Annotated in this window: 17 protein-coding genes; 12 read left to right on the top strand and 5 right to left on the bottom strand. The window is 34.2% G+C overall.

The annotated features are described in order from the left end of the window. Positions 1 to 72 precede the first annotated feature (72 nt). Entirely contained in the window at positions 73 to 1,518 is a 1,446-nt protein-coding gene (locus tag ID741_RS18570; protein ID WP_218327187.1) for an amino acid permease, read from the top strand. Between the two features lie 97 nt (positions 1,519 to 1,615). On the opposite strand, the gene ID741_RS18575 is transcribed toward ID741_RS18570, so the two are convergent. Together ID741_RS18575 and ID741_RS18580 are read right to left on the bottom strand one after the other, a co-directional pair. Then, the gene (locus ID741_RS18575; protein ID WP_438721157.1) at positions 1,616 to 2,050 is read right to left on the bottom strand and encodes a GNAT family N-acetyltransferase; all 435 of its coding nucleotides are present in this window, start codon (positions 2,048 to 2,050) and stop codon (positions 1,616 to 1,618) included. Then, positions 2,047 to 2,583 carry a CDP-alcohol phosphatidyltransferase family protein gene (locus ID741_RS18580; protein ID WP_438721158.1) on the bottom strand — a complete coding sequence of 179 codons (537 nt, stop codon included), beginning with the start codon at positions 2,581 to 2,583 and terminating at the stop codon, positions 2,047 to 2,049. The genes ID741_RS18575 and ID741_RS18580 overlap by 4 nt, the downstream gene beginning before the upstream one ends. 185 nt (positions 2,584 to 2,768) lie before the next feature. Between ID741_RS18580 and ID741_RS18585 the strand changes: the two genes are divergently transcribed. From ID741_RS18585 to ID741_RS18605, 5 genes are all read left to right on the top strand, one after another. Next, positions 2,769 to 4,031, top strand: a complete 1,263-nt coding sequence (locus ID741_RS18585) for a sensor histidine kinase (protein WP_438721159.1) — start codon at positions 2,769 to 2,771, stop codon at positions 4,029 to 4,031. Further along, the gene (locus ID741_RS18590) at positions 4,028 to 4,759 is read left to right on the top strand and encodes a LytTR family transcriptional regulator DNA-binding domain-containing protein (RefSeq protein WP_218327183.1); all 732 of its coding nucleotides are present in this window, start codon (positions 4,028 to 4,030) and stop codon (positions 4,757 to 4,759) included. The genes ID741_RS18585 and ID741_RS18590 overlap by 4 nt, the downstream gene beginning before the upstream one ends. A 119-nt stretch (positions 4,760 to 4,878) precedes the next feature. After that, positions 4,879 to 5,790, top strand: a complete 912-nt coding sequence (locus tag ID741_RS18595) for an ABC transporter ATP-binding protein (RefSeq protein WP_438721160.1) — start codon at positions 4,879 to 4,881, stop codon at positions 5,788 to 5,790. A gap of 3 nt (positions 5,791 to 5,793) precedes the next feature. Further along, positions 5,794 to 6,498 carry an ABC transporter permease gene (locus tag ID741_RS18600; RefSeq protein WP_438721161.1) on the top strand — a complete coding sequence of 235 codons (705 nt, stop codon included), beginning with the start codon at positions 5,794 to 5,796 and terminating at the stop codon, positions 6,496 to 6,498. 10 nt (positions 6,499 to 6,508) lie between these two features. After that, positions 6,509 to 7,150 carry a DUF4097 family beta strand repeat-containing protein gene (locus ID741_RS18605; protein ID WP_438721163.1) on the top strand — a complete coding sequence of 214 codons (642 nt, stop codon included), beginning with the start codon at positions 6,509 to 6,511 and terminating at the stop codon, positions 7,148 to 7,150. Positions 7,151 to 7,198: 48 nt separating this feature from the next. Here the strand turns inward: ID741_RS18605 and ID741_RS18610 are convergent, their stop codons facing one another. From ID741_RS18610 to ID741_RS18620, 3 genes are all read right to left on the bottom strand, one after another. Further along, the gene (locus ID741_RS18610) at positions 7,199 to 7,825 is read right to left on the bottom strand and encodes an HAD family hydrolase (protein ID WP_438721164.1); all 627 of its coding nucleotides are present in this window, start codon (positions 7,823 to 7,825) and stop codon (positions 7,199 to 7,201) included. Then, positions 7,818 to 8,588, bottom strand: a complete 771-nt coding sequence (locus ID741_RS18615; RefSeq protein ID WP_438721165.1) for a DeoR/GlpR family DNA-binding transcription regulator — start codon at positions 8,586 to 8,588, stop codon at positions 7,818 to 7,820. Before ID741_RS18615 ends, ID741_RS18610 begins: the two co-directional genes overlap by 8 nt. Positions 8,589 to 8,698: 110 nt before the next feature. Continuing rightward, positions 8,699 to 8,857, bottom strand: coding sequence for a hypothetical protein (locus tag ID741_RS18620; protein ID WP_218327177.1), 159 nt, complete (start codon positions 8,855 to 8,857; stop codon positions 8,699 to 8,701). Between the two features lie 178 nt (positions 8,858 to 9,035). Between ID741_RS18620 and ID741_RS18625 the strand changes: the two genes are divergently transcribed. From ID741_RS18625 to ID741_RS18650, 6 genes are all read left to right on the top strand, one after another. Next, complete coding sequence (locus ID741_RS18625; RefSeq protein ID WP_438721166.1) at positions 9,036 to 10,103, top strand: ABC transporter permease; 1,068 nt, start codon at positions 9,036 to 9,038, stop codon at positions 10,101 to 10,103. 15 nt (positions 10,104 to 10,118) lie between these two features. Further along, the gene (locus ID741_RS18630; RefSeq protein WP_438721167.1) at positions 10,119 to 10,787 is read left to right on the top strand and encodes an ABC transporter ATP-binding protein; all 669 of its coding nucleotides are present in this window, start codon (positions 10,119 to 10,121) and stop codon (positions 10,785 to 10,787) included. A gap of 9 nt (positions 10,788 to 10,796) precedes the next feature. Continuing rightward, the gene (locus ID741_RS18635; protein ID WP_438721168.1) at positions 10,797 to 11,369 is read left to right on the top strand and encodes a TetR/AcrR family transcriptional regulator; all 573 of its coding nucleotides are present in this window, start codon (positions 10,797 to 10,799) and stop codon (positions 11,367 to 11,369) included. 181 nt (positions 11,370 to 11,550) lie between these two features. Next, a complete protein-coding gene (locus ID741_RS18640; RefSeq protein ID WP_438721169.1) occupies positions 11,551 to 11,994 on the top strand; it encodes a DUF6323 family protein in 444 nt (147 codons plus the stop codon). After that, entirely contained in the window at positions 11,979 to 13,172 is a 1,194-nt protein-coding gene (locus ID741_RS18645) for a DUF6179 domain-containing protein (RefSeq protein ID WP_438721170.1), read from the top strand. The genes ID741_RS18640 and ID741_RS18645 overlap by 16 nt, the downstream gene beginning before the upstream one ends. Before the next feature lie 878 nt (positions 13,173 to 14,050). Further along, positions 14,051 to 14,686: a winged helix-turn-helix domain-containing protein gene (locus ID741_RS18650; protein WP_438721171.1), complete on the top strand. Its 636-nt coding sequence runs from the start codon at positions 14,051 to 14,053 to the stop codon at positions 14,684 to 14,686. Positions 14,687 to 14,882 lie beyond the last annotated feature (196 nt).

Here is a 14,882-nt window from a genome sequence, read left to right on the forward strand (position 1 = left end):
GGAGGTGCCAGTGTAGTAAGCGGTTTCAAGAGATTCATGTGAAAATACAAACATTAGATTGGAGTATGGACAATGGAGGAGAACAAACGGATCAAGTGGTTTACGGTATCAATGATTGCCTTTAGTATGGTATGGGGCTTTGGTAATGTCGTAAACAACTACGCGCAACAAGGTACTTCGGTAGTCACATCATGGATTTTAATCATGGTACTTTACTTTATTCCTTATGCGTTGATTGTCGGACAATTGGGTTCTACATTCAAAGACAGTTCCGGCGGGGTAAGCTCGTGGGTAAAAGAAACGACTGGTAAGAAAAGGTTAGCTTATTATGCGGCTTGGACTTATTGGGTAGTGCACATCACTTATTTAGCGCAAAAACCGCAATCAGTGTTAATCGCGTTAGGTTGGGTATTTAGAGGCAACGGCAATGTGGCGACGAATATGAGCGTCCAGACCGTAGCAATTATTTCTTTAGTTATATTTTTAATTTTCCTATTTCTATCAACAAAAGGTTTGAATACCTTGAAATTTATCGGAAGTTTGGCCGGTACAGCGATGTTGGTGATGTCAATTCTATTTATCATTTTAGCAGTAGCTGTACCATTCATTACTCCTGGTTTTGAAGCAGCTACGCCAGATTTGACTAGCGCCAGCACCTATATACCAGATTTTAACTTAGGTTATTTCGCAACGATTTCGATGCTGGTATTTGCGGTTGGTGGGGCTGAAAAGATTTCACCTTATGTAAATGCAATTGATCGTCCCGCTAGAAATTTCCCGAAAGCCATGATTTTTATGGCATTAATGATTGCAATCAGTGCTATTCTAGGCTCAGTAGCAATGGCTATGTTGTTTGACAGCAACAATATTCCCGATGATTTGATGGCAAACGGGGCATATAGCGCTTTCCAAATCTTAGGAAATTACTTTGGTGTCGGTAACTTATTTATGATTATTTATGGTTTAGCAAATGCAGCTGGACAATCTGCTGCATTAGCCTTTTCAATCGATGCACCATTGAAAATTTTATTAAATGATGCAGATCCAGAATTTGTTCCTCGTTGGTTAAGAAAACGGAATGCCAAAGGTACTCTAGTCAATGGATATTTGCTAACGGGTGTCTTAGTAATTATTATCATCATCTTGCCAATCTTTGGTATTGAAAACATGAGTGAATTGGTTAAATGGTTGACTAACTTAAACTCAGTTGTGATGCCGATGCGTTACGTTTGGGTATTCTTCGCCTACATGATGTTGGTTAAACAAGCGAAAAAATTCAACTCTGAATACAAATTCATTAAGAATCCGAAAATTGCCTTTGTCGTTGGTCTTTGGTGTTTCTTATTTACAGCACTTGCTTGTATTTTAGGAATGATTCCAAAAATCGAATACGCTGCAAACCCAGGTTCTTGGATGTTCCAATTAGCTTCAAATATTATTACGCCATTTGTTTTAATCGCTTTAGGGATGATTTTACCAATGATTGCCAAACGCGAACGAGCAAAAGGAATCGAATAAAATTAAGCTACTCAACAAAAATGTTGGGTAGCTTTTTTAGTAGTAGCTGCATTGGGATCTCCAAAAAAGGAAAGCATGAATGAAGCTGTTACTTCATTCATGCTTTTTCAAGATGTAAAATCGGATAAGGTCGTCCATCATCATCAAGTGGCGAACGACTAGCTACCTTAAAACCATTTTTTTGATAAAAACGTAACGCCCGCGGATTGTCTTCGTTGACATCAATTTTGGTGATACCATCATCTTCCATTAGTTGTTGCAAAATTTGGTTACCATATCCTCGTCCAAAGTATTCTGGTGATAGAAATAGCATTTCTAAACTATGTTCGGCAGTTCCAGAAAAACCAATCAACTGATTTTCTTCCTGCCAAACTTTTAATTGAACATGTTCGAAATAGTGAGGTAAATTTTTTTCGATGGTTGTTTGATCTGTTTCTGATAAAAAATCATGGGTGGCTCTGACGGAGTCCCGCCATAAATTGATTAAGGCTGCTTCATCATTTTTTTCAGCTAAACGCCAAGTTAAAGTCATATTTTATTCTCCTTTTGAAAGATAGATTTGCTATTTAAATCAAGTTTTTTTGATTTAATCAGAATAAATAACTCTTCGATTGCTGGAACTACGCTTAAAAGAGCTAAACTATAGAAAATTGTCGCATATTTTAGAGAAAAAGGAAATAGTATAAAAATTGTTAGACCCATTAGTTTGTTTAGATAAGTATGTAATAATGCCAAAGTTTTAAACTTATAAAACCCAATAAGAAGTGATAAAATTTTAACAAAAAAAGTTGGCAATAAAAATAGTAGAAAATTTATTGGAAACAAAGCTTGAACGATAACCATCAGCAGTAAAGAACAGACAAAAATGAAATCGGCTAAGCTATCTAATATAGCCCCTTTTTCAGAAATGAAGTCAAACCTTCGAGCCAGCCAGCCATCTACCATATCTGTCAGACCACAAAGATAATAAAGTATCAGCCAAGTGACACTAAAAAAAGGCAGTCCGAATAATGGAATGGTTAATATTATTCTGCTGATAGTTAAAATATTTGGCAAATTTTTCATAAAGACTCCTTTAAAATAATTATCTTCAGTATAGCGTAGCACCTTAAAACTATCTTGTATTAACTGTAAAAAAATGCAGAAAAATGAAGGGATTGTTTTTATCTGCTATACTTAATTGAAAGTAGCGAGGGGAGGTTGGGAAAATTTATAGCTTGATTGTCTGTATTCAGATTGTAAGTTTCTTTTTGATTTTTAAAAAAGTTTCGGCTTATTCATTTACCATTGGAGAATTCATTATTTATCCTTTAATGATGATTGGTTTAGGTTTGATTTTTAGTAATAGATTCGGTGTTTGGAGCGCCTTGCTTTTTTTTGTGCTGTTTATTTTGATTGGCTTAAAAAAAGAAGGGAAGTTTCAGTTTATTATTGTTTTTTACGCATTATATGCTTTACTGATGAATTCTTTTTTAGGTTATATCGTTGCCCAACCTTTTGAGTATTTATTTTCGACTTTGGATTTTTTACCGCGAGACTTCTTGTATTTATCAGTTGCAGTTACCCCTGCAATTTTAAATTATTTGATATTGGCGGCTTTGAATCATTGGCTGCCAGATTATGCCATTAAGTCTTTGCGGCAAGTGAGTAATTTTGCGATGGGAATTTTGACTTTAATTTTAGCTTCGGTAACTGGCTTACTATACACAATTTTGACGGTGGAAAATCAGAATCAAGCAGGTACTTGGTGGAACAACTTAATTATTATGAGTTTATTTATGGTGGTGATTTTTTCACTGCTTTTGTTAAATACCTTTTATCAACGGCAAAGAAAACAAGAAATTAACGCCTTAAAAGAAGTACAATTGAGCCAATTGCAAGAATACACTAAACACATCGAAGCATTATATGAAGAAATGAATCATTTCAAGCATGATTATATCAATATTTTAAGTAGTTTGGATGACGGTATCAGAGAAGAAAATATACAAAAAATTACGCAGACTTATCAGACTGTGATTGCGCCAACTAAGCAAAATTTCCAAAATAATCACTTTATGATTGCTCGATTGAGTAATATTCTAGTTCCAGAAATTAAAAGCTTACTTTCAGCCAAACTATTGATGGCCAAACAGCAAAATATTGAGGTGCAAGTTGAAGTAGTTGCACCAATTACCGAATTTAATATGGATTTATTGTCTTTGATTCGAATACTATCAATTTTATTGGACAACGGGATTGAAGCCGCAGAGTTAACTGAAAATCCTTGGTTGAAGTTAGCAATTTTTGAAGAGGATGACACACAAATAATTGTGATCGAAAATAGTAGTCCTGAGATGGTGAATATTAAAAAAATTGCCGACAAAGGTTACTCTTCTAAAGGAATGAATCGCGGGATTGGTTTATACACTGTAAAAATGTTACTGGATGAAACTCCTTATGTTTGGCTAGAAACTAGCAGTGAAACGATGAAGTTTTCACAAGTGTTAAAAATTATGGGGGACAAAAAGTGAATATATTTATTTTAGAAGATGATTTAATTCAGCAACAAAACCTACAACGAACCATTAAAGAACTGTGCCAACAAGAAAGAATTGTCTATCAGCATCTGATTGTCACTGCAAAGCCAGAAATCATACTAGAAAAAATTGCCTTAGCCAGTCGCCATAATCTTTATTTTTTAGATATGGAGATTGAAGACCATAAAGAAACCGGCTTAGAAGTCGCCCAAGCTATCCGCAAGAAGGATCCTTTTGGAACGATTGTTTTCATAACAACTCATTCTGAAATGGCACCGCTGACTTTTTCTTATAAGGTTTCAGCTTTAGATTTTATTGAAAAGGACCAATCCGCTGTAGACATTAGAAATGAGATTCGAGAATGTTTACTACTTGCTGAGGAAAGGATCGAAAAAAGTGTCAGTGATGATGCTTTTATTCTTAAAAACAAATACAGTAATCTACAAGTACCTTATTCAGATATTTATTATTTTGAAACGACAGGGACGTCTCATAAATTACGGCTAGTGACGGCAAAAAAAATGCTTGAATTTTATGGAGAATTAGCAGAGATTGAGGCCATGGATCAGCGTTTAATGCGTTGCCACCGGGCTTTTATTATTAATTTAGCTAATGTCGTATCTTTTGACCGCAGCAATAAAACGGTGTTATTTCCAAATGGGGATGAATGCCTTGTATCACGCCGTTTGATGAAAGAAGTTGCTCAGAAAATCAGCCAGTAAAGTTGAAAAACTTTGCTGGTTTTTTGCTGTTCAGGCAAGTTGACTGACCGTTTATGAAGTAAGCTATTTTCTCTAATACTTCTTAGCTATGCTAGGTTCAAGCAAGAGGAGGAGAAAAAATGACAGGCATGATTCAAATTAATCAAGTGAGTAAAAATTTTAAAGCTACACAAGTAGTTTCTGGAGTCAATATGACTATTAAAGAAGGAGAAATTTACGGTTTCTTAGGACCAAATGGCGCGGGTAAAACCACCATCATGAAAATGATTTTGAATTTAATTAAACCTACCACAGGAGAAATTCGGGTAGAAAATGAATTGATTCAGAAAAACTCTTATCAGTATCTCAAAAATATTGGCAATATTATCGAGACACCGGTTTTTTACCAGCAATTAACGGCTGAGGAAAATCTATCTCTTCACGCAGAATACATGGGTAAAACTTCTTCCGCCAAGATTTCAGAAGTTTTAAAAATTGTTGGCTTAGAACAAGTAAGAAATAAGTTAGTCACAGAATTTTCATTAGGAATGCGCCAACGTCTTGGAATCGCCCGTGCAATTTTAACTGAACCGAAAATATTGATCTTAGATGAGCCAATTAACGGTCTAGATCCGATTGGTATCAAGGAGATTCGTGAATTGTTATTGTATTTAAAGCAAGAAAAGGGGATGACTATTTTAATCTCTAGTCATATTGTATCTGAGATTGAATGGATTGCTGATACGATTGGTGTGATTGATCAAGGTCAGCTATTAAAAGAAGTCAGAATGTCAGATATACGGGCACAAAATACCTCTCATTTGATGGTAGAAGTCGATCAACCAGAAAAAGCATTAGAAATCCTACAAACAAAGTTAGGTATTCAAGATATGCAACAAACACATAGCAGGATCCAAATCTATGACCAGCAAGTCGATCAATCACTAGTCACTCAAATGTTAGTTAAAGCAGATATCCGTATTTTGAAAATAGAACAAAATCAAGAATCTCTGGAAGAATACTTCTTAAATATGATTGGTAAGGGGAAATAAAAAATGATAAAAATAATGAAACTAGAATGGCAGAAAAATCATTTGGCAAAATATATTAAAACAACCGTGATCAGCACAATTGTGATTTTTGCAGTTACGGCTTTTATGGCGATTGTTTCAAAAAGTCAGTCGGAGTTAATGTTCACTGATTTTACAACTTATATGTCTTTTGTAAATATTATCATTAGAGTAGTATTTGTGATTTTCTCAGCGGTTTTATTGTCTCGTTTAGTAGTGGATGAATACAAAAATAAGACCATTCAAGTTCTATTTACTCATCCGGTTAATCGTCTGAAGGTAATGCAAAGTAAATTATATTTAATTGTTGGCTTTTGCTTTCTCAGTATTTTATTTGCGACGTTGGTGATCAGTTGTCTGACTTTATTGTTAAATCCAACTTTAGAATTATTTCCAAAAGCTATGACCAGCCAGGATATCGTAGAAACAATTCCAAGTCTGGCGTTAGTTTCATTAATGACTGCTTGTTTGAGTCTGATTCCTTTATATTTTGGCATGAAGAAAAAATCCACTTCTACCACAATTACGTGGGGTGTCATTATTGGATTATTAGTGAATGCGACAGTGTCTGATGGTAGTTCTACGGTGAATTTAGGGCAAATGCTGGTGGTACCAGTGATACTAGCTTGTGTAGGATTATTGATTGCTTATTTGTCATTTCGACAAATCAATAACCAAGATATTTTATAGGAGGAAGACAATGAATAAAAAGATGTTAATAATCAGTGGGATTTTAATGATTGTAGCCGGCTTTTTCGTTTGGAATCAAGTGTCATCTTCACAAGAAAATGATATTTTTAATTTATCTGAGGTTGAAATGATCTCAATTGATACGGAAGAGTGGGATGTAAATTTAGTCGAAACAAATAGCCAACAAATCAAAGTTTCAGCCGAAAACTTAAATCACGGTGACGGGGCAAAAGCGAAATTAGTCGATGGCACCTTGAAAATTCAACAAGGAACATCAAAAAATGGCTTATTCGGTGGTTTCAGTTTTAAAAATAATAGTCAGCTAACTGTCGAAATACCTGTGAATAATTATAAAAATTATCAAGTGACTACTCAATCAGGTGATATTTCTTTGAATCGAGTCAATTTAGCTAAGTCCAAGATTGAAAGTTCCACTGGTGATATTTATTTAAATAAAATTAGTGCACACGAAAATGCCAGCATCGAGACCAAAAATGGCGAGATCGATTTGTCTTTTAAAACCAAGCCAACTGATTTAAAATTAAAGACTTCTGCTGAGTTTCTTGATACTGAACAGGATTTGAACGATTTTAACTCAGGCAAACAACAATTAGATTTGCGTTGTCCTGACGGAACGATGACCATCTATTAAAAGACCACAAAAAGTCAATTGTTTAGCTGACTTTTTGTGATCTTTTATCTATATTAAATTTAATAAATCGGATGGTTTTTTTAAAAAGTAATCTGCTTCTGTGAACATCGCTAAATCCAATGCCCCCCAATTAGCAACAGCAAATTTTATCCCACAAGCTTTGGCACTTTTCATATCATATAACGAATCACCAATATAAATCGTTTCACCTTTTTCGACGGACAACAAATCAATCGCTTTTTGGATCGGTTCAGGATGAGGTTTGTGATTTTCAGTATCAGATGCCGTGATAAAAACATCAAAATAGTGATTCAGATTAAAAATATCAAATTCAGTTTTCATTTCGTTACTGGTTTTAGAGGTAACAACCCCCATTTTAATTCCTGCAGCTTTTAATTTTTTTAAAATTTCTTCAATCTCAGGATAAACAGACACGTGTTCAGCGTACAATAAGACATTTTTATTCCATGCTTTTAACAGCTTTTCCAATTCTGCTTCATCAGCGGTAAATTCTTCCAAAGCAGCTCTTCCAGGAATTCCTAAAACATAGTTTAAATCATCAATTTCTACTGACAGTTGCATTTCTTCCAGTAAGGTTTTTTGCAGGGAATGGGTCATAACATAAGCAGTATCAATCAAGGTACCATCAACATCGAATAAGATAGTTTTAAACATTTTCCGACTCCTTCGTATAGATAATTTTATTTTTGCCAATTTTTTCTGCTAATTCTCTAGAGATTTTTTGATCGGTCACTAGAAAATCAATTTCTTTAAAAGGATAGACTAAAAAGTTATGGGTCAAACCAATTTTGGTATGGTCACAAAGAAGTACGATTGTTTTAGCTTGCTGGCGAATCAAGGTTTTCATCGCAATGTCTTCATCATGGGCATAATAAATGCCTTTTTCGTCGATTCCGGCACAACTAAGAAAGGCGACCTCAATTGTATATTTCGATAGTTCTAAAAGAGGTAGCCCGCCAGTAACAGCCCGTGTTTCACGATTAAGCTTTCCTCCTAGCATTGTCGTTTGATAGAGAGTATTGCGTAGTAATTGATCGGAAATATCTAGCCCGTTTGTAAGAGTGTACAACTCTTTTTTTGTAGGTAGAAACTGAGGCATTAAAGAAACGGTTGTGGAGACATCAAAGAAAAGAGTTTGATTTTGAGTGATGAATGTTACAGCTTTTTTGGCAATCTCTTTTTTTATTTGAGTCAAATTGTTGGTGCGATTTAAAAAGCTATCGATTTTGTTGAAGGAATCCTTTAGGCTAATTCCGCCGTAATTTCTGGTAACTAATTGATTATCAGCAAGCTTAATCATGTCTCGGCGGGTGGTATCACGAGAAGCACCAGTCAGCGAAATAATGTCTTGTAAACTCAATGACTTTTCTTTTACCAATTGATCCATGATGAGTTGTAATCTTTTTTGCTGGTTCATAAAATTCACCATCTCTATTAAGTTAATTTAAGTATATTTTTATAATAAACTAAAATAGCTTAAAAAGATACAAAAAAATACTACACACGTTATGTAGTATTAAAAGCTGATTATTTATATTGAATCATTGCCGAATAACCCCAAAAACTGTGTTGATATTTAATATCGACAATTTCAAATCCCTGGGTGTCTATTTCTTTTAACGCCTCATTTATTTTTACGTTTAAGCGACTGGAACCCCAGGTACTCTCTACTAAGTATACTTGCATGAAAAAACTCCCTTCTATTTTTTTAATTTTATCGGAAATTTATTTATGATACAATCACAAATTTTTTCCATCAGAAAAATGCGATTGTTAGTAATGAGCAATTCTTTATTGATTTTTTTAAGGTAGTGTTATATTAAATTTATCGAGTGATAAATTTTTGATTAAAGAGGGGATATTTATGTTTTTAGCAATTAATGAAATCAGACATGCCAAGTTACGGTATGGTTTAGTAATCGGTGTGATGTTTTTAATCGCTTATCTTGTTTTTTTCCTAACAGGATTGGCTTATGGGTTAGCTCAAGATAATCGAACCGCTGCAGATAAATGGCAGGCGGATGAAATTGTTTTGGCAAAGGATGCCAATGGAACTTTGGCAATGTCGATGATTCCACAAGAAGAGGCGGAAAAAGTCGAAGCGGGTAAAACAGCAATTTTGACGCAAACCGCAGGGGTTGTAAGTGTGGTGGGAAGTAATGCAGACAAAATTGATGTTAGTTTTTTTGGAATCAATAAGGATCAATTCCTGATGCCGAATATTGTTAGCGGAAAAGCTTTCTCTGGCGACAATCAAGCTGTTGCTGATATTAGTTTGAAAGAGGAATACAATGTCAAACTAGGGGACACGATTAAGCTTTCAGGAAATGATAAGAAGTTAAAAATTGTTGGATTTACCGACAATGCAAAATTTAATGTAGCACCTGTGGTTTATACGACGATTCCCGCTTATCAAGAGATTCGTTTCGAAACAAGTGGCGTTAGTGACAATCCGCGAGTCAATGCGATTGTGACTCGTGGAGAAGTTAAAAATTTACCGGATGATTTGGAAAAAGTTAAAATGAGTTCTTTTATCAATGATCTACCAGGATACAGTGCACAAGTATTGACTTTCGGCTTTATGATCGGTTTTCTGATTGTGATTGCGGCAATCGTGATTGGGATTTTTATTTATGTTTTAACCATGCAAAAAATTAATATTTTCGGAGTTTTAAAAGCGCAAGGAATTTCCAGTGGATTTATTGCTCGTTCGGTGGTGGCGCAAACCTTTATCTTAGCTTTTGTCGGTGTGGCGCTAGGATTATTAGGTACAGTCGGTACATCATTAGTATTACCAACAGCCGTACCATTTCAAGGAAATTGGCTCTTTTATGGCGGCATTAGTTTGATGATGTTATTAGTAGCAATCCTGGGGGCCTTTTTCTCGGTCCGAACGATTGTTAAAATTGATCCGCTAAAAGCGATCGGGTAAAGGAGACGAAAAAATATGGCAGCTATTACATTTAAAAATGTTGAGAAAAAATTTCAAGATGGGGATCAAGAAATTGAAGCCTTAAAAGAAACTAATTTTCAAGTAGAAAAAGGCGAATTTGTAGGTATTATCGGACCTTCTGGCTCTGGTAAAAGTACGTTTTTAACTCTAGCAGGTGGCCTACAAACACCTTCAAAGGGTGAAGTCTTAATTAATGACGCAGCCTTCAGCGATACGAAAGAAAAGGAACGAGCGAAATTACGTTTTAAAGAAATCGGTTTTATTTTACAAGCCTCAAATTTGGTTCCTTTTTTAACTGTCAAAAAACAATTAGTTTTAGTCGATAAAGTTAATAAAGCTAGTCAAATTTCGGTTGGTGAAAAAATGTTTGAACAACTAGGGATTGCTTCGCTGGAAAATAAGTATCCAGAAGAGCTTTCCGGTGGAGAACGTCAACGTGTAGCGATTGTTCGAGCATTGTACAATGATCCTTCAATTATTTTAGCAGATGAACCCACTGCTAGTTTAGATTCGGAAAAAGCCTTTGAAGTCGTAGATATCTTGGCACAAGAAACCAAAGAAAAAAATAAAGCAACTTTAATGGTTACTCATGATACCCGTTTGATTGAAAAATGTGATAAAGTATTTGTGATGAAAGACGGTGTTTTAACCGAGAAAAAGTGAGTGGAAACGATGGTTCAAAAATATAATAAAGATACAGAACAAAAAATTTTGGCGGTAGGCAACGAACTTTTTATGGAGCAGGGCTATTATGCAACCTCAACCCGGCAAATTGCCAAAGCTGCTGGAATAACTCAACCGAATTTGTACCATTATTTCAAAGACAAGGAAACCTTGTATGTAGCAGTAATTGAAAAATTATTGACTGAAGTAGGAGAAGATTTAAGAGGAATTCTCCAGCAACATTTAGATTTTCAACAATCCTTAGAAGCGATGGCGGAATATTTGATGACTACCCATTATTTCGATTTAAATCGGATGCTACAGGATTTGGCGAAATATATCACACCAGTTACCCGTTACCAGATTTTCTCATTATGGAAAGAAAATTATCGCCAACCTTTTGAAGACTTGTTTCAAAGGTATGGTCACGAGATGCGTAGTCAAATTTCACCAGAGCTGGCGGCGAGACATTTCTTCTTTGTCCTATCTCCCTATATCACGCAAAAAGAACAGGCTATCGATGAAGGTTTATCAAGCCAGACGATTGTTGACCTTTTTCTTCACGGTATTATTGAAAGCTAAAAAGAACCGACCATCTGTTATTAATAGATGGTCGGTTTTTATTTCAATAATTAAGAAAAGGTAAAGAACAATATAAAATCCTCTTCCCTATGGTGTCATAATAACATATTTTTGTATAAATTTCAAGATTGTATAAATTCTTGTTTTATGATATTTAGTCTGTAGAACGGGGGAATCATAGATGGGAAATTTTGATATCACGTTATTTAATCAGGTTTTGCCAGTAACTATTAAAAAAGTTGAAGACGAATTAAATCAATTAACGGTAAAAAAGGGTTTTGCACTTCAGGCAGCCGAGGTAGAGAACTTATTGGTAGAAAGAAATCAACTTTTTTTAGAAAACCATCTGATTGATTTTGGCTTAGACAATGTGATTTATTTGGCTGAAGAAATTTTAAGAGAAGAAGTCTGGGGTAAGCGTGATTTTTTAGAGAAATTAGCTGACGTAATGGAGATTTTTTATTATCTGAGAGGCAACGAAAATCAGTCTATCTCAGATGATGAATTAATTGAGGGCATTGGTAAAGTCGCAGCCTTTTATGAAGGAAATATGGATCGTGTAAAAGGTTATTTTGAAGACCATTCTTTTTTAGAAGTGGAGGGTGAGTCATGGGAAATGAATTAGTTCGCCAAGACCAAGAACATCAGGATTTATTAAAAGAATTAATCATGAAACGATTAAGTGGCTCGACGGTCTTACCGATTGAGGAGATTCAAAATATTCAAATGTCCTTAAATTTTGTTTTAAGTAAAGGTGAATTGTCAAACAGTTTAAAACAACAATTTGAATCAGGTAAAAATGAACTACAGCGAAAAATCGCCGACACTGAAAAGTTATACAAGCACATAATGGAGAATCTTGAAGACTATGGTGTCTTGGCAATCAGAGAATCACTCATGAGTTTTGCTGATTTTTTTAAACAGTACCAACTAGATTTTACAGCACATCAAGTCAATGGACTATCTTTAGATTATTTGCTGGCGCAACCAGTTGATGATCAGACCTATCAAGGAATTGATTTTGTAGAAAACTACCTGACAAGATTTAACATAGAAGCTGATTTCTTAAATAAGTTTCCCAAAGAGCAACTTTTGTTACTATTTCAAAGAGCTAGTCACCAACTGGATTACGACTATCAAATTGACGTCAACAATTTGTTTGAGTTGGTCTTTTTCCAATCTTTAGCCAAAAAATTTGTCGGGAATCAATCTTCATTTTTGTTAAGTTCATTTGAAATAGCCTATCTGTGGGGGAATAAAAGTAGTTTTCTGTTAAATAGCCGTCTTTTTTTGGAAGAGATAAATAACGAATATTATTTCTTTGTGTTTGAAAAACTCGTTGCTTTCATTACTGGCTTGCAAAATGAAACAGCTTTAGGAAATTTATTCATCACACTACCAACCGAAACTAATACGTTATCGGTTAATCCACCGATGTCCGCTGTGAAATACAATCAATTACAAGAAAAAATAAGAAAAGGTATAGCGACAAAAGAAATAGCAAATTTTCTGGAAAGTCCTTATGACTTATTGGAGCTGGTAGAAGATGAAACGATTTCTCCTAAAAATATAATTACATTGATAAATGAAATTGCTTTTCCTTTATTTGCAGCTTTTGTCTTACTGATTCGGAAAAAAGAACGTCAAGATTGGCATACCATAGTTGATTTACGAAAGCTGTTAGACATTGATACAATAACTCTCGGTATAAAATCACGAGCAGAAAAACTAGAATTAGAGGAAGTAGAGGGATTAACGATAATCTTACAAAAATTTGAATTAGATATGACTGATTTTAATTAAAATAATTGTTTCACTCATTCTGTTAAAAGGTTAAGGGAGAAATTTGCCCTTAATCTTTTTTTTGAGAAATGATCAAGTAAAAGTTAGCTCTGAATAAATATTTTTAGTGGTAAAATATTTATTTGTCAGATTTCCATTTTAAATTTTGGAAATAAATTTTAATATTCCGAAATTTTAAATATTTATTTTATTTTTTGAAAATATTCTTATTAAAGCCCTGTTTTTTACTAATTACAGGTGTTTTAATAAATTACAAATGATAACGCATACATTTTTTGGTTTGCTTTTATTAAGGATTTGTTAGTTTTGCCCTAGAATTATATTGTGGAATAATAGCTTGTTTTTTTGTCCTTTGATTGAAATTGTCAGTTAATCAGTGTAGCAAGTTCAGTTTTTTTGTCAATTCAGTTCATCTGTTTGTAACTGCATCTATCAAATAAAAATTTACAACTGGTGAAAATATTCCACTTAAACTTGCTCTGAATGTGCTAGTTGATGTGGATAATAGAAACTTTAGTCATAATTTTGAAAGAGAGTATTTTTACAAGGTAAATTATTTACGGATGGTATAACCTAAATTCATGAGAGCGTTTCTTCACAATGAATCAAGCCAAATTTGAAGTGGGTCATTCAATCTGGTTGATAAAAAGAAGGAGAGGGCTTCAGCTAATCAAATAATCCTATTTATCGAATTTCAATCTTAATTTCAGTTATACCGGCAGTCATCATCATGTATTGGGAAAAGTTGCAATAAATTGATTAATTAATTTTGGGTAATTATCAAAAAAAATCGCGCTTTACGGAAAATAATGCGTATTTATTACTTGAGGGTAATTTTAACTGCCCTTTAAAAAAAAAAACGAAAGTAGGTGGCCGATATGTGCCGAATTTTATTATTAACCAAGTGTGTCTTCGCTGAACAAGAATTAGAAGAAAAAATCCGTCAGTTGGGACATGAAGTGCTATCTAGCACAAGCTTATTAAAGTCTATTCTGCAAGAACGTTTGCCAGAATGTTTTTTACAAAAATTTCAGATTGTTTTGCTGAGCGAATCCATTACCAATGGTGAAAATTTTGCCGTGGTAGAAAAATTGCAAAACAAAGCGAGTTTAATTGTTCAACTAAGTGAAAAAAATCATCAAGCGGAACAAAAAAAATCTGCTGTGACTGCTTACCTTTCACCAAATGCTCCATTAGAGGAGGTCCGAGAGATGCTTCATTTAGGAGAAAGTAAAAAAAATGATTTTCCAAGTGGTCAAGAAATTCTCCAACGATTATCATTGACTAAACGAGAGCAAAAATTGCTACAAGAATTAGTTCGAGCTGAAAATAAAGTTCTCTCACAAGAAGAATTGGCACATCAAATTTGGAACAAAGAACATTTAGACAATTCAGCAAAATGCCAAATGTCTACTTTAATCAGAAAAATCAGGGACAAGATGGAGTATGCTGGTTTCGACAGCTCATTATTACAAACGGCTCGTGGGGAAGGTTATGTGTTACGATCAAGTTGAATGTAAATTTGTTAAAGATGTGTCGTAGTAAAAAACAGTAGTTATTTTAATAAAATAAATCGAAGAATCTCGGGTTTTTCCCGAGATTTTTTTGTTATTTTAAAATTTCATCGTAAATTCTATGACGAAAGTATGAATTTTTTCTAAAAAAATTGGTATTGGTATAGAGGCAAAAGCTTGATTTTGTAGTGGTAAA

It is taken from the genome of Enterococcus sp. AZ103 (assembly GCF_051714685.1).
Taxonomy (GTDB): Bacteria; Bacillota; Bacilli; order Lactobacillales; family Enterococcaceae; genus Enterococcus_A; species Enterococcus_A alishanensis.

Bases quoted from the DNA above. Each gene is read 5' to 3' on its own strand.
- ID741_RS18570 (WP_218327187.1), top strand. From the start codon at position 73: ATGGAGGAGAACAAACGGATCAAGTGGTTTACGGTATCAATGATTGCC.
- ID741_RS18575 (WP_438721157.1), bottom strand. From the start codon at position 2,050: ATGACTTTAACTTGGCGTTTAGCTGAAAAAAATGATGAAGCAGCCTTA.
- ID741_RS18580 (WP_438721158.1), bottom strand. From the start codon at position 2,583: ATGAAAAATTTGCCAAATATTTTAACTATCAGCAGAATAATATTAACC.
- ID741_RS18595 (WP_438721160.1), top strand. From the start codon at position 4,879: ATGACAGGCATGATTCAAATTAATCAAGTGAGTAAAAATTTTAAAGCT.
- ID741_RS18600 (WP_438721161.1), top strand. From the start codon at position 5,794: ATGATAAAAATAATGAAACTAGAATGGCAGAAAAATCATTTGGCAAAA.
- ID741_RS18605 (WP_438721163.1), top strand. From the start codon at position 6,509: ATGAATAAAAAGATGTTAATAATCAGTGGGATTTTAATGATTGTAGCC.
- ID741_RS18610 (WP_438721164.1), bottom strand. From the start codon at position 7,825: ATGTTTAAAACTATCTTATTCGATGTTGATGGTACCTTGATTGATACT.
- ID741_RS18615 (WP_438721165.1), bottom strand. From the start codon at position 8,588: ATGAACCAGCAAAAAAGATTACAACTCATCATGGATCAATTGGTAAAA.
- ID741_RS18620 (WP_218327177.1), bottom strand. From the start codon at position 8,857: ATGCAAGTATACTTAGTAGAGAGTACCTGGGGTTCCAGTCGCTTAAAC.
- ID741_RS18625 (WP_438721166.1), top strand. From the start codon at position 9,036: ATGTTTTTAGCAATTAATGAAATCAGACATGCCAAGTTACGGTATGGT.
- ID741_RS18630 (WP_438721167.1), top strand. From the start codon at position 10,119: ATGGCAGCTATTACATTTAAAAATGTTGAGAAAAAATTTCAAGATGGG.
- ID741_RS18635 (WP_438721168.1), top strand. From the start codon at position 10,797: ATGGTTCAAAAATATAATAAAGATACAGAACAAAAAATTTTGGCGGTA.
- ID741_RS18640 (WP_438721169.1), top strand. From the start codon at position 11,551: ATGGGAAATTTTGATATCACGTTATTTAATCAGGTTTTGCCAGTAACT.
- ID741_RS18645 (WP_438721170.1), top strand. From the start codon at position 11,979: ATGGGAAATGAATTAGTTCGCCAAGACCAAGAACATCAGGATTTATTA.
- ID741_RS18650 (WP_438721171.1), top strand. From the start codon at position 14,051: ATGTGCCGAATTTTATTATTAACCAAGTGTGTCTTCGCTGAACAAGAA.